General features: G+C 63.2%; 14 protein-coding genes. 5 read left to right on the top strand and 9 right to left on the bottom strand.

From position 1 onward, the window contains the following. Positions 1-238 precede the first annotated feature (238 nt). Positions 239-943, bottom strand: a complete 705-nt coding sequence (locus tag NKJ64_RS00845) for an antitoxin Xre/MbcA/ParS-like domain-containing protein (RefSeq protein ID WP_352461791.1) — start codon at positions 941-943, stop codon at positions 239-241. A 390-nt stretch (positions 944-1,333) separates the two neighbouring features. Further along, the gene (locus NKJ64_RS00840) at positions 1,334-2,326 is read right to left on the bottom strand and encodes an adenosine kinase (RefSeq protein WP_352461790.1); all 993 of its coding nucleotides are present in this window, start codon (positions 2,324-2,326) and stop codon (positions 1,334-1,336) included. Positions 2,327-2,541: 215 nt separating this feature from the next. Between NKJ64_RS00840 and NKJ64_RS00835 the strand changes: the two genes are divergently transcribed. Together NKJ64_RS00835 and NKJ64_RS00830 are read left to right on the top strand one after the other, a co-directional pair. Continuing rightward, on the top strand, positions 2,542-3,444 hold the full coding sequence (locus NKJ64_RS00835) for a DMT family transporter (RefSeq protein WP_023690035.1): 903 nt from the start codon (positions 2,542-2,544) through the stop codon (positions 3,442-3,444). A 197-nt stretch (positions 3,445-3,641) separates the two neighbouring features. After that, positions 3,642-4,343 carry a sulfate transporter family protein gene (locus NKJ64_RS00830; protein WP_023690036.1) on the top strand — a complete coding sequence of 234 codons (702 nt, stop codon included), beginning with the start codon at positions 3,642-3,644 and terminating at the stop codon, positions 4,341-4,343. Positions 4,344-4,348: 5 nt separating this feature from the next. On the opposite strand, the gene NKJ64_RS00825 is transcribed toward NKJ64_RS00830, so the two are convergent. The 6 genes from NKJ64_RS00825 to NKJ64_RS00800 form a co-directional block, all read right to left on the bottom strand. Beyond that, complete coding sequence (locus NKJ64_RS00825) at positions 4,349-5,347, bottom strand: proline racemase family protein (protein ID WP_352461788.1); 999 nt, start codon at positions 5,345-5,347, stop codon at positions 4,349-4,351. A gap of 13 nt (positions 5,348-5,360) precedes the next feature. Then, positions 5,361-6,164, bottom strand: coding sequence for an isocitrate lyase/PEP mutase family protein (locus NKJ64_RS00820; protein WP_023732504.1), 804 nt, complete (start codon positions 6,162-6,164; stop codon positions 5,361-5,363). Positions 6,165-6,241: 77 nt separating this feature from the next. Beyond that, positions 6,242-7,060, bottom strand: a complete 819-nt coding sequence (locus NKJ64_RS00815; RefSeq protein ID WP_352461786.1) for a hypothetical protein — start codon at positions 7,058-7,060, stop codon at positions 6,242-6,244. 176 nt (positions 7,061-7,236) lie between these two features. Next, a complete protein-coding gene (locus NKJ64_RS00810; protein WP_352461785.1) occupies positions 7,237-7,896 on the bottom strand; it encodes an HAD family hydrolase in 660 nt (219 codons plus the stop codon). Beyond that, positions 7,897-8,382, bottom strand: coding sequence for a dUTP diphosphatase (dut, locus tag NKJ64_RS00805; RefSeq protein WP_023698959.1), 486 nt, complete (start codon positions 8,380-8,382; stop codon positions 7,897-7,899). 85 nt (positions 8,383-8,467) lie between these two features. Next, entirely contained in the window at positions 8,468-8,938 is a 471-nt protein-coding gene (locus tag NKJ64_RS00800) for an Lrp/AsnC family transcriptional regulator (RefSeq protein ID WP_023690042.1), read from the bottom strand. A 114-nt stretch (positions 8,939-9,052) separates the two neighbouring features. On the opposite strand from NKJ64_RS00800, the gene NKJ64_RS00795 reads away from it, so the two are divergent. From NKJ64_RS00795 to NKJ64_RS00785, 3 genes are all read left to right on the top strand, one after another. After that, positions 9,053-9,307, top strand: coding sequence for a DUF6356 family protein (locus NKJ64_RS00795; RefSeq protein ID WP_023685117.1), 255 nt, complete (start codon positions 9,053-9,055; stop codon positions 9,305-9,307). 15 nt (positions 9,308-9,322) lie between these two features. Beyond that, complete coding sequence (locus NKJ64_RS00790; RefSeq protein ID WP_023685116.1) at positions 9,323-10,117, top strand: class II glutamine amidotransferase; 795 nt, start codon at positions 9,323-9,325, stop codon at positions 10,115-10,117. Positions 10,118-10,418: 301 nt separating this feature from the next. Further along, the gene (locus NKJ64_RS00785; protein ID WP_352461783.1) at positions 10,419-11,792 is read left to right on the top strand and encodes an amidase; all 1,374 of its coding nucleotides are present in this window, start codon (positions 10,419-10,421) and stop codon (positions 11,790-11,792) included. Here the strand turns inward: NKJ64_RS00785 and NKJ64_RS00780 are convergent. Next, positions 11,786-12,859, bottom strand: coding sequence for an NAD(P)/FAD-dependent oxidoreductase (locus tag NKJ64_RS00780; RefSeq protein ID WP_352461782.1), 1,074 nt, complete (start codon positions 12,857-12,859; stop codon positions 11,786-11,788). The two genes, NKJ64_RS00785 and NKJ64_RS00780, sit on opposite strands and share 7 nt — an antisense overlap. Positions 12,860-12,896 lie beyond the last annotated feature (37 nt).

Here is a 12,896-nt window from a genome sequence, read left to right as displayed (position 1 = left end):
TGTGTCGGGAAAGCGCCTTTCCGACTCTTCAAAAAGTATTGTTGCGCAATTATCACGTCATGTTTCTGACATGATGGCACATGTGGCACAATCGGTACATAAAGGACGGAGATATATAGAATTATGGAGTAGAATTTGATCTGCGAAGCCGGTTATAGTTCGCTTTGACGCTTATTTACCCGACTTACTATTTCCCGAGGCTAATCGGTGGGGGATCGATCGAAATCCCCACGGAAAATCAGACCGGCGAAAAATCGCGTGCGGCCAGCACGACCTGCTGCACCATGTCCTGTTTGAGCATGTCGATCGGGATGCGGCCGCCGAGTCCCGGCGCGGCGCGGTTCAGCCAGAACCAGGCAAGCCTTGGATTGGCGATCGCCGACAGCACCTCGCTGATTCCCGTAGCTGGCCTGCCGTCGACGAACTGGGCCAGCGGGAAGACATGCTTGCGGCCGCCCTTGCGCAGCGCAATGACCTCGCCCCGTCTTTGCCAGCGATGCAACGTCGAGCGTGGAATGCGGAATTTCTCTTCCAGATAGGTCGACCCGGCGACTTCGCCGGCCCAGTCCTCGATCAGCATCGATTGAAGCATGCGCTCGCCCGGCGGGTGGGATGCCACCTTGCCGGGTTCGGCTGCCGTCGTCGGCTCGTCAACCGCGACGATTGCCGCGTCGCGGCGCGTCGCCTTGCCGGCAATAGACTGGACGAAGTCGGTGGCGAGCGCAGTCCACTCGCCTCGGAAGGCATCGACCGCAAGCAGCTGCGCCTGCGAAAGGAAAGTCAGCGCGGCGGCAACGCTGCCGGCAATGGCGCCGGCCGAAGCCAATGCCTGCGGGTCCATGGCTATGCCGTGCTGGACCAGTGCCTGCTGCACCGCCTCGGCCACGAGGCCTGCCAAGGCCTCCTGCGAAATCCCGTCCGTCTGGTTCTGAAATCTGGTCATGCATCTGTCTTGCTGGCCACACGCTCCTCCCAGGCTGTGGCCGGTTGGTTGAACGGCTATAGCGGAGAGCTGAAAGCGCGGCGACAACAGACGCAGCGACCCGACAGGTTGCTGTCTTGCATTTTGACACCCCAACGGTCTGTGGGCGCTTCGAAATGTCAGTCGCGAGACGCCTCACTGTGCGTGTAGGTCTGCTCTGTGACAAGCGCACGACAGGTGGGCTTCTTCCTTCTCCCCTTGTGGGAGAAGGTGGATCGGCGCGGAGCGCCGAGACGGATGAGGGGTGTTCCAGCTTGGCGCCAGCTTACCCCTCACCCGGATTGCCAGCCGATTTGTGAAGGACAAATCGGGGCAATCCGACCTCTCCCACAAGGGGAGAGGTAAGAGGCGCTATAGCAGTCCGGCCAGTTGGGCCGCGCTGCGCAGGTTCTGCCGCGGCCGCGGCCCGAGCTGCTGGATCACCAGCCCGGCTGCCAGCGAGCCGAGATCACCGCAATCCTGCAGGCTGCGTCCGGTCGTGTAGCCGTAGAGGAAGCCGGCGGCGTAGAGGTCGCCGGCGCCGGTGGTGTCGACCAGTTCGCGGATCGTCGTCGCCTGGATGGTGACGGTCTCCTCGCCACGCACGATCACCGAGCCTTTTTCGGAGCGGGTGACAGCGGCAATCTTGCAGTCCTTGCGGATAGCCGCCAGCGCCTCGTCGAAGGATTTTGTCTGGTAGAGCGACTTGATCTCGTGGCTGTTGGCAAAGACGATGTCGACAGTGCCCGAGCGCATCAGCTCGAGGAACTCGTCCCGGTAGCGGTCGACGCAGAACGAATCCGACAAAGTCATCGACACTTCGCGCCCGGCCTCGTGTGCGAGCTTCGCCGTCTGCCGGATCGCCTCCTTGGCGCGCGGCGGATCCCACAGATAGCCCTCGAAATAGGTAACCTTGGCGCCGGATGCCTTGTCGGCCTCGACGTCTTCCGGGCCGAGTTCGACGCAGGCGCCGAGATAGGTGTTCATCGAACGCTCGCCATCGGGGGTGACGAATATCATCGAGCGCGCCGTCGGCGGCTGTCCCTCAAGCGGCCTGGTGTCGAAGGCAACGCCCTGGGCATGGATGTCATGGGCGTAGATTTCGCCGAGCGGATCGTTCGACACCTTGCCGAAGAAGGCGGCGCGGCCGCCGAAGCTGGCGACGCCCGCCGCCGTGTTGCCGGCGCTGCCGCCCGAGGCCTCGATCGCCGGCCCCATGCGGCTGTAGAGCAGCTCGGCGCGCTTGGTGTCGATGAGGTTCATCGCACCCTTGATGATGCCGTTGGTCTCGAGAAAAGCGTCGTCGCACTGGGCGATGATGTCGACAATGGCATTGCCGATGCAAAGCACGTCAAAATCCGGCATCAATGTCTCCGCCTCGGAACCTGCCGGCTTTCTGCCGCGCCCGGGCGGGTCTACAGCATCACCCCGAAAAATGGCAACCGATTTCCATCCTTTGCCGGCCCAAGCCGGCGCGCGCGCCTGGGACGAGGCTCCATCACAGTTCGACCGTGGCCGAAGCATCTGACCGCCGGGTCGCCTACAAGCTTGGCCTCAAATCAAGCGCTGGAAGCACCCGCATGCAAGCAAAGACCGACATGACCACCGAACTGGCGCTGCTTGGCGTGCTGGCCGCCCTGTGGGGCGCGTCCTATACCTTCATCAAGATCGGTGTCGAGACGATCCCGCCGATATCCTTCATCGCTGCCCGCACCTTGATTGCCGGCGCCATCCTGCTCGCGCTGATCCGCTGGCGCGGCCTCGCCATGCCCAAGGACAGCGCGACCTTGTGGCGGTTCATGGTCCAGGCCTGCCTCAACAGCGTCGTGCCGTTCACGCTGATCGCCGCCGCCGAGCGCTCCATCGACGCCGGTCTGGCCACCATTCTCAACGCGACCTCGCCGATCTTCACCTTCCTGCTGACCGCGCTTATCACCCGCCATGAATCCGTGACCGCACGCAAGCTGTTCGGTGTCGGTGCCGGCATTGCCGGCATTTGCCTGATCGTCGGCACCCAGGCGCTTGGCGGGCTCGGCCATCAATTGTGGGCGCAGCTTGCCGTCATTGCCGCCACGGTCTGCTATGCCGGCGCCGCCATTTTCGGCCGCGGCTTTAGGGGACTCGACCCGATGCTGCCGGCCGCCGGCTCGATGCTGTGCGGCGCGGTCATCCTCGTCCCCTTGAGCCTGGCCTTCGACCGCCCGTGGACCCTGTCGCCTTCAATGGCGTCGATACTGGCCTTGTTGGCATTGTCGGTGTTCTCCACGGCGCTGGCCTTCTGCATCTTTTTCCGCCTCATCCACACGCTTGGTTCGGTCGGCACGACGTCGCAGGCCTATCTGCGCGTGCCGATCGGCGTCGGCATCGGCGTCGTGTTCCTCGGCGAGAGCCTTGGGCCGACAGCTTTCTGGGGCATGGGCTGCGTCGTCGCCGGCGTTGCGGCAATGACCATCCCAGCCCGCTCCCGGGCGCTGGCGCGCTAGATCGTGATGAGATTTGGTTGAAATCTCATCATGATCTAACCCTTTGTTGGAGCATGATCTTTTCCAAAAACCGGTACCCACTTTTTGGGATCATGCTCTAGTTCCCGTCCGGAATTGCGCCCGCTCCAGCAGGCTTGCGGCTGACAGGGTCTCAGCCTATGTCGGAGATATCCGTTCGTTCCTGGGGGTGAAACGCCGTGATCTTCAACGCTGCCCGCGCCGCCTTCAGCCGGCTGTTTTCTCCCGAATTCCGCGCGGTTTTCCTGAAGACGCTGGGCTTGACCGTCCTGGCGCTGGTCGCGTTGTGGTTCGTCTTGACCGGGCTTGTCGATTGGCTGGCCCTGCCATGGGTTCACTCCTTGCTGCCCGGCCTGCCGTCCTGGGCCGGATGGCTGAGCGGCATCATCGCTGCCATCGCGCTTGCCTTCGGGATGGCGCTGCTGATCGCGCCGGTGACGGCAATCGTGGCGGGCCTGTTTCTCGAAGACATCGCCGAAGTGGTCGAGCGCACCGACTATCCGGCCGATCCCGTCGGACGCGCCATGCCGGCGCTGCGCTCGCTCGTGTTGTCGGTGAAATTCTTCGGCGTTGTCATCCTGGGCAACATCGTCGCCCTGCTGCTTCTGTTGGTTCCGGGCGTCAACATCGCCGCCTTCTTCATCGTCAACGGCTATCTGCTGGGACGTGAATTCTTCGAATTCGCCGCCATGCGCTTCCGCCCGGAAGACGAGGCGAGGGCGTTGCGCCGGAAACATGCCGGCACCGTGTTTCTGGCCGGGCTGCTCATTGCTGCCTTCCTCGCCGTGCCCCTGCTCAACCTGCTGACGCCGCTCTTTGCCGCCGCCATGATGGTGCATCTGCACAAGGCGGTCGGCGCGCGGGAGAGCGCCGGGCGATAGGCCTATCAACGCAGAAGAAAACCGCGTCCCAATTCGTCATCCGGCTCGACGGTGAATTCCGCCCGGCCCGAATAGTAGGCGCGGCCGCCGACGCGGGCGATGATCGCATCATGCGGGCCGGCCATGGTCGTGCGCGCCACCGCTCCGGAAAAGCGCGAGCCGGCGATGCTTTCGAAGGACCGCTCCTGACCAGGGTTGATCTCACCCTTGGCATGCATTGCCGCCAGCCGCGCGGTGACGCCGGAGCCGGTCGGCGAGCGGTCGACCTCGGCATCGGCAAAGACGCAGATGTTTTTTGTTGCCTTGCCGGAGAACGCATCGTGTCCATCGGTGAGGATGGTGCCGTAGAGGAAAGCGAGATCGGCATGGTCGGGATGCGATAGAGGGAACGCCGCCTTCAGCCGCTCGGTCAGCGCGGTTGCCGCGTCGACGAAATCGCGCACCCGGCTGCGGCCGAACTCCAGGCCGAATTGATGGCAGTCGGCCAGCGCGTAGAAGGCGCCGCCATAGGCGATGTCGAACGCAATCTTGCCGTATCCCCCCAATTCGATTTGTTGGTCATGGGCAAACAGAAAGGCCGGCACGCTTTCGAACGACACCGATCCCGCTTTGCCGTCCTTGACCTCCACCGAAGCGACGACCAAGCCGCACGGCGCCTCGATGTTGACCATGGTGATTGGCTCCTGTTTCGCCACCAGGCCTTCGTCGACGGCGTAGCGGCCAAGCGCAATGATGGCGTGGCCGCACATCGTCGAATAGCCCTCGTTGTGCATGAACAGCACGGCCAGCTCGGCGCCGGGCAGGTCGGGCTCCACCAGCAGCGCGCCATACATGTCGTAGTGACCACGCGGCTCGAAGACCAGCAGCTTGCGCAAATGGTCGAGGTGGTCGCGCACATAGGCGCGCTTTTCCAGGATCGTGCCTTTGGGAATGTCTGGATAGCCGCCGGTGACGATCCTGAGCGGCTCGCCGCCGGTGTGCATGTCGACGACGGTGAGCGTCATGCGCCGGGACCCCCTAGCCTGAGGATTTGGAAAACAGCGCCTGCAATTTGCCGAACGGGATGGCGGCCCGGGTGAAGCCGAACGTGCCGTCCTGCTGGATCTCGCGCGCCGCGGTTTCCAGCATGCCGAAGGCGAAATTGGTCAGCCACGGACCGAGCGAGATGCGCTTGACCCCGGCCATGGCAAGGTCGGCGATGGTGAAGGCCGGGAGTGCCATGACATTGACCGGCCTGCTCACCGCCGAGCAGATGTTCCGGATGGTCTCGACATCTTTGAGGCCGGGCGCATAGAGCACATCGGCGCCGGCCTTTTCGAAGGCCTGCAGCCGCTTGATCGTGTCGTCGAGATCCGGTTTGCCCCAAAGGAAATTCTCGGCCCGTGCGGTGAAGACGAAATCATGCTTGAGCGCCCGTGCGGCCTCAGCAGCAGCTGCAACGCGCTCGACGGCGTGTGAAAACTCATAGATGGGCTTGTCGGGATCGCCGGTATGGTCCTCGATCGAGCAGCCGGCGAGACCTGCCGCTTCGGCCGCAAAAACCGTCTCGGCGGCACTCGTCGCGCTGTCGCCCTTGCCTTTCTCGAGATCGGCCGACACCGGCAGGCTGGTCGCCGCCGTCAGCTCGCGGCAATGGTGGATCATCGCCTCGAAGGTCACTGCGCCATCGGGCAGGCCGCGCGAGAAGGCAAAACCGGCGCTGGTCGTCGCCAGCGCCTTGAAGCCGAAGGAGGCCAGGAGCTTGGTCGTGCCGACATCCCAGGGGTTGGGCATGACGAAGGTCGAGGCGTGCAGGTCGCGAAAGATCTTGCCCTTGTCCATGAGTGCTCCCTTCAGATGCGGAAATGCCGGCAGATTCTATCGTGCAGCAATGCACCGGGCAAACAAATGCGGTTGGCTCAGAAGCGTTTGGCGTTCTCTCCTGCCAATTTGTCCAGCGCATCGGAATCCTTGACGTAGTGCAACGTCTTCTTGTCCCAATGATAGGTAACGGAAATTGTGTGGGCTTCAGGCTTGGGCGGCTGGTCGTCGCAGCTCTCGCCGTTGAGCACCGTGGCGTCGGTCACCGTCACTTTGACCGCGGCATAAGGCTGTCCGTCAGCGATCGTCTGGAAAGCAACATCCTGCTTGCGGCTGTAGGCGCACAGGTTCTCATCGAAGGTGAAGATCATGTCGATCAGTTGGAATTTGTCGTCGCGCACCATGATCAGCGGCGTGATCGCGTAGTTTTGGCTTGAATTGAAATGCGCGCTCATGGTGATCACGATGTCGTCGTTCGGCCCAACGGAAAGCTTGCCCGGTTCACGGAAATAGGTGCCGCGGTCGAGCGCGACATTGACGACGTCGAGCAGCTTCGGCCTGTCTGTGATGTCGTAGAGCGCCAGCACGGCATAGCCTTCGGCGCTGTCGGGAGAGTCGCCGAGGTCGTAGAGCATCGCCAGCCGGTCCTTACCCCCGGCCTTGATGGCGAGCACGCCGGCGTTGGAGAGGCCCGATGTCTCAGGCGGCGAACCGCCGCCATCCGGTCCCTCGATGTGGCGCATCTCGATCGGCAATCCACCCCGGTAGAAACCGTTGCTGTCACCTGCGAGGCCGGGAATGACCATCCTTGCGAGGTCCAGATAGGTCACATCCATGTGACCGGGGATGGCGCTGCCGAATTCCGGGAAGCTGACGGCTTGCGCGCTGGCTGCGGTCCAAAGCCACGGCAGCAGCACAAGCGCTAGAGCAATTTCAGGAAAAGTGTGTGCGGTTTTCCGGCCGGAAATTGCGACAAAACAAAAAGATAGAGCGGTTCGCCGTTTCCATGAAACGGTGAAACGCTTTAGGATGGAGCGAAGCAGGTTCGTTGGCATGGGTGCCTCAGGCTGGCCGCGCGGAACCTAACACAGCTTCAGTGGATCGGCACCAGCCCGGCAAGTTCGCGCATGTCGTCGAACAGGACGCCGCCGGCGCTGGCCAGGCCATCGCGGTCGGAATAGGGATCGCCATGATAGGAATAGACACGCATGCCGGCGGCAATGCCGGCCTGCGTGCCGGCAACGCTGTCCTCGATGACGATGCAGTCGGCCGACGCAAAACCCATGGTCTTTGCCGCATGCAGGAACAGGTCCGGGAACGGCTTGCCGCGGCTGACCATGGTCGAAGAGAACATGGCATGCTCGAACAGCGGCAGCAGCCCGGTCTGGCCGAGCGTGATGTGCATCTTCGAGATACGCGCAGAAGTGGCGACGCAATAGGGAATGCCGGCCGCGCGAACCGCCTCGATGAAGTCGCGCACATAGGGGATCGCCTCGACGCCATGCGCAAACAGATCGGGCAGGCCGGCATTCCAGCGATCGACGAAATCGGCGCCGAGCCGCACCGTGGTCGTCTCTTCGATTTCCTTCTGCACCGAAGCCATGCTGCGGCCGGAAAAATATTTGCGGCAATATTCGAATGTGGTGGGATAACCGGCGGCAACAAACCACTCGGCAAGCCGCCGGTTGGCAAGGTTCTCGGTGTCGACCAGGATGCCGTCGCAGTCGAAGATGACCAGTTTCGGTATGCTCATTCAGGCGGTGCCGGTCGATCCGAACCCGCCCGCGCCGCGCGTCGTGGCGCCGGCCAGCGAGCGCTCCTCAACCGTCACCTGCGTCACCGCGGCAAAGACGATCTGGGCAATGCGCATGCCGCGCGTCACCGCGAAATCCTCGTCGCCGAGGTTGACCAGCAGCACCTTAACCTCGCCGCGATAGTCGCTGTCGACCGTGCCTGGTGAATTGAGGACGGTCAGCCCATGCTTGAAGGCAAGGCCGGAGCGCGGCCGCACCTGGCCTTCCATTCCTTCGGGAATTTCCAGGATCAGACCGGTCGGCACCAAGGCGCGCTTGCCAGGCAGGATCAGCAGCGGCCGGTCTTCCGGCACCGCGGCGCGCAGATCCATGCCGGCGGCGCCGGTGCTTTCGTAAGCGGGAAGGGGAAGTCCATCGCCATGCGGCAACCTGACGAAGCCGACAGTGGGACCAATGACGGAGGAATTTTGGAAGGCTGCGCGCATAAAATCGATCCTATCGGCGCGAACGGCGATTCGGTCAACTCGTCCGCAGGCCTATAAACGGCTTTCTTTCAGGCGTCAGTGTGACCTAGCGCAATTCCACCGGAACGACGGTCGTCTCCTTGATCTCCTCCATGACGAAGGAGGCCGAAACGTCCGACAGCGCCACCTTGGCGATCAGCCGCTGATAGAGCCGGTCATAGGCCTTCATGTCAGCAACGCGGGCGCGCAGCACGTAGTCGAGATCGCCGGACATGCGATAGACCCCGGTGATCTCGGGAAAACCAGTCACCGCCGCACGGAACTTCTGCAGCCAGTCCGGGTCATGATTGGAGGTGCGGATCAGGATGAACACCGAGAGCCCGAGCCCGAGCTTGTCGGCATCGACCAGCGCCACCCGTCCGGTGATGACGCCGTCCTCTTCAAGCCGCTTGACGCGGCGCCAGCAGGCGTTGCGCGACAGCGACACTTTTTCGGAGAGCTGATCGACCGACAGTGTGCCGTCGCGTTGCAGCTCGGCCAGCAATCTTCGGTCGATTTCATCGAATTCAAGCGCCATGTTGGGATGAATGTCCCGAACCACGGCGTTAGACAAGGACAAATTGAGACCGATGAACCTTTACCCCGTGGCAGGATACCCACATCGGGGCTTATCCCGGCAGGAGGGATCACCATGACGACGCTGTTTTCGAAGCTGTTCACCTCTCACCCGGCCAAGGTGGGCGAGACCTATTTCAGCCATATGGCCTTTGCCGCCTGGTTCTGCTCGCGCCTCCTGATGGCCGCTGGTGCGGCACTCGTTCACGCTTTCTTGCCGTTTCTCTTCGAAACTACGGCAAGCCGAATCGTTCGCGAACTCTACGAGCGGACGCACAACAGAGGCTCGCACGCGGTCAAGGAGCCCCAGGCTCTCTTGGATCGCGCCTAGGATTGGTTAGAAGCCATGTGCCGATGGGCGGCCTATCTGGGTGAAGCGGTCTTCCTCGAAGACGTCGTCACCGCGCCTTGCCACTCGCTGATTGCCCAGAGCCATTGCGCCCAGGAAGCCAAGTCGCCGACCAATGGAGACGGTTTCGGCCTTGCCTGGTATGGCGACCGGCCCGAGCCCGGCCTCTACCGCGACATCCTGCCGGCCTGGTCGGATCCCAATCTGAAAAGCCTGTGCCGGCAGATCAAATCCGGCCTGTTCCTCGCCCATGTCAGGGCGTCGACCGGCGGCGCCACCAGCCGCATGAACTGCCATCCCTTCATCTCCGGCAACTGGTCGTTCATGCACAACGGCCAGATCGGCGGCTTCGAAAAGATCCGCCGCGCGCTGGAGAACTCGCTCTCTGACGCCGTCTTCGACCAGCGCGAGGGCACCACCGATTCCGAATTGTTTTTCCTGCTGATGATCGACGAGGGTCTTGCTGGCGACCCGCAAGGGGCAGTATCGCGCGCCACCGCTCGGGTTCTGGAGGCGTCACGCCACGCCGGTCTCGAACCGGCCTTGAAACTCACTGCGGCCCTTTCGGATGGGCGCGCGCTCTATGCCGTGCGCTACGCAAGCGATGCCCACGCACCGACCCTGTACACGTCGCTCCGCAACGGCGGTCGTTGCATCGTGTCCGAACCCTTCGACCGCGAAGGCGGCGACTGGCAGGCGATCCCGCCGGCGAGTTTTGTCACGATCACTGGCGATGGGATGAGCATTCGGCCGTTCGTGCCGGCTGTGGCAAGGCTGGCACTGGTCGTCTAGGCCCTAGTCTAAGCCGCATTCCTTCGCGCCCCCCTCTGTCCTGCCGGACATCTCCCCCACGAGGGGGGAGATTGGAGGTCACGGCGGCCTTCGCCAATTTTCAACGCAGGAAAAGGGGCGCCGAAGCCAAAGCTGCCAATCTTCCCCCAAAGTGGGGGAGATGTCCGGCAGGACAGAGGGGGGCGCCGTAGAGCGCCAACCTCTACCGACCGGCAAGCGCAATTTTGATCAAGCGCCGATGATCTCCGAATGCTGAACTTGGTTTTAAACCGCGATACGTTTGGCAGCAGCCGGAGCAATCATGGACCTCGCCTTTTCCTCGACCATCGATCTCGCCGCCGCAATCGCGGCGCGAAAGATCTCCGCCGTCGAAGCTCTGGACGCCCATCTGACCCAAATCGACCGACACAGCGAGGCGGTCAACGCGGTCGTCAATCTCGATCGGGAAGGCGCCCGCGAGCGCGCGAAACAAGCCGACGCGGTGCAGGCGCGCGGCGATGCGCTCGGACCGCTGCATGGCGTGCCTTTCACGTTGAAGGACATGCACCAAACCGCTGATATGAAGACCACGGTTGGTTTCGCACCATTCGCCGACTATGTGGCAAAGGCAGACAGCCCGGTCGTCGCCCGATTGAAAGCCGCAGGCGGCATCCTGATTGGAAAGACCAATGTCGCGACGATGCTGGGCGACTGGCAATCGGACAATCCGCTGTTCGGTCGCACCAGCAATCCGTGGAACCGATCGCGCACGTCAGGCGGGTCCAGCGGTGGCGCAGCGGCAGCGGTGGCGACCGGCATGACGCCGTTCGATGTCGGCACCGACATGCAGGATTCGATCCGCCTGCCGTCGGCTTTTTGCGGCGTCTACGGGTTGAAACCGACCGAGCACCGCGTGTCCCTGGCCGGCGCCTTCCCCGATCCGAACGGCGCGGCGCGTAGCGTGCGGCTGATGTCCTGCCTCGGCCCGCTGGCGCGCAGCGTGGAGGATCTTGCGCTGATCTACAAAATCATCGCCGGCCCGGACGGAGCAGACACCGACCTCGCGCCGGTGCCCGTAGAGGCCATGCCCAGGCTCGACCTCAAGACATTGCGCATCGCCGTGGCGCCGTCCTTCCCCGGCTTTCCGGTGGCTGGTAAAATCGCTGCCGCGGTCGAAAGCCTGGCCAAGCGGTTGCAATCAGCAGGGGTGATTGTGGAAGAAGCGAACTTGCCTGAGATCGATCTGCATGACGATCTGGAGCAGGGCGGCGATCTGATCGGCATGATGCTGGAGGCAGCGCAGCCCGAACCGCCGGAGCAGCCAAAGCCGATCACCAATTGGTTCGAGGCGCTCGCTCGCCGCGACCGCTCGATCCTGGCCTGGGACAGGTTCTTCGAAACCTGCGATGCCTTGCTGTGCCCGGTCGCCATGACCACGGCCTTCGCGCATTGTGAGCCCGGCACGCCGATCGAAGTCGACGGCAAGGAGCAAAGCTATTGGATGCTACCGGCCTATGGCGCGGTCTTCAATTATTCCGGCCATCCGGCACTCTCGCTGCCCTGCGGGCAAGACCGCGACGGCCTGCCTATCGGCCTGCAACTGGTCGGCAAGCGCTGGTCGGAATCGCGGCTGCTCGGCATCGCCAAGGCGATCGAAGCGCTGACCGGCGGCTTCAAGCGTCCGCCGGGCTACTGAGCAAACCGACCCAACCAATAAGGCGTCAGCAGCGGATCACGCTCGCCGTCGAGAATTTCGCGCGTGGCGAACAGCCCGACCGCCGGCGCCAGCGTGATGCCGGAATGCATGACGGCGACATAGAGGCCGTCGGCGCCCTCGGCGCGGCCGATGATCGGAAAGCCGTCGATCGGCGTCGGCCGGTAGCCAACCGTGTGGAAATCGAATTCCAGTTCGTCGGCGCCGCGCAAGGCCGCCTTCATTGCTGCAAACAGCTCGCGCGCCGTGGCGTCGGGATTCTCACCGGGATCGCTCCCCGCGAAATCCGAGCCGGCGATGATGCGGCCCTCCGCCGTCTGGCGCATATGCAGCTTTTCGGCATGCACCAGCCCGTTGAGGAGCTTCTTGTAGGGCTGCGAGTGGACGATCAGACCGGGCGGCGTCTCGATCGGCAGCTTGATGCCGGCGGTAGCGGCAATATCGGGTGCCCCGACACCGGCTGCGATCACCACCTCGTCGGCTGCCATCAGCCCATGCGATGTATCGACACCGCTAATCCTGCCATCGGTCTGGACAATCGCGGTTACAGAACTGGAAAGAATGCGCGCGCCGCGCCGTTCTGCATCGGCCAGCAGCGCCTTGGCCGCCGCAACCGGTTCGGCCACGCCTTCCTCCGCGACATAAACCGCGAATTCAGGCGGCTCGACGAGATTGGGCTCGATTTGCGCTGCCCGCCCGGCGTCGACGCGTTCGATGCCGTAACCCCAGGAAGCATGCTCAGCCGCGTAGGCTTCGAGCCTGTCGGCCGGCAGATCCCAGCACAGCCCGCCGCACCAGGCGAGCGGCAGGCCGGGCAGCTCGTTTGCCAGCCGCTTCCATTCGGCCATCGCACGGATGCGCAGCCGAAAATAGATTTCGGGATTGCCCCAGCTGGCATTGATCCAGGCAAAGGAATTGGGTGTGGCGATACCGCCCGCACCGCTCTCCGAAACCACCGACACCCGTGCGCCCGCCTTGGTCAGGTGCCAGGCGATGGAAGCGCCGATAATGCCGGCGCCGATGACGATGACTTCCTTAGCGCTGATCATACCGGACCTCTCAGAATGGGCTCCTCTGATGCCACCG

This window comes from Mesorhizobium sp. M0062, assembly GCF_040323125.1.
Taxonomy (GTDB): domain Bacteria; phylum Pseudomonadota; class Alphaproteobacteria; order Rhizobiales; family Rhizobiaceae; genus Mesorhizobium.
The sequence above is the reverse complement of the archived record's forward strand: the minus strand, read 5'-3'. Positions and strand labels throughout refer to the sequence as shown.

Excerpts from the sequence above, each read along its gene's own strand:
- NKJ64_RS00845 (WP_352461791.1), bottom strand. The coding sequence starts at position 943 with ATGACCAGATTTCAGAACCAGACGGACGGGATTTCGCAGGAGGCCTTG.
- NKJ64_RS00840 (WP_352461790.1), bottom strand. The coding sequence starts at position 2,326 with ATGCCGGATTTTGACGTGCTTTGCATCGGCAATGCCATTGTCGACATC.
- NKJ64_RS00835 (WP_023690035.1), top strand. The coding sequence starts at position 2,542 with ATGCAAGCAAAGACCGACATGACCACCGAACTGGCGCTGCTTGGCGTG.
- NKJ64_RS00825 (WP_352461788.1), bottom strand. The coding sequence starts at position 5,347 with ATGACGCTCACCGTCGTCGACATGCACACCGGCGGCGAGCCGCTCAGG.
- NKJ64_RS00820 (WP_023732504.1), bottom strand. The coding sequence starts at position 6,164 with ATGGACAAGGGCAAGATCTTTCGCGACCTGCACGCCTCGACCTTCGTC.
- NKJ64_RS00810 (WP_352461785.1), bottom strand. The coding sequence starts at position 7,896 with ATGAGCATACCGAAACTGGTCATCTTCGACTGCGACGGCATCCTGGTC.
- dut (WP_023698959.1), bottom strand. The coding sequence starts at position 8,382 with ATGCGCGCAGCCTTCCAAAATTCCTCCGTCATTGGTCCCACTGTCGGC.
- NKJ64_RS00800 (WP_023690042.1), bottom strand. The coding sequence starts at position 8,938 with ATGGCGCTTGAATTCGATGAAATCGACCGAAGATTGCTGGCCGAGCTG.
- NKJ64_RS00795 (WP_023685117.1), top strand. The coding sequence starts at position 9,053 with ATGACGACGCTGTTTTCGAAGCTGTTCACCTCTCACCCGGCCAAGGTG.
- NKJ64_RS00790 (WP_023685116.1), top strand. The coding sequence starts at position 9,323 with ATGTGCCGATGGGCGGCCTATCTGGGTGAAGCGGTCTTCCTCGAAGAC.
- NKJ64_RS00785 (WP_352461783.1), top strand. The coding sequence starts at position 10,419 with ATGGACCTCGCCTTTTCCTCGACCATCGATCTCGCCGCCGCAATCGCG.
- NKJ64_RS00780 (WP_352461782.1), bottom strand. The coding sequence starts at position 12,859 with ATGATCAGCGCTAAGGAAGTCATCGTCATCGGCGCCGGCATTATCGGC.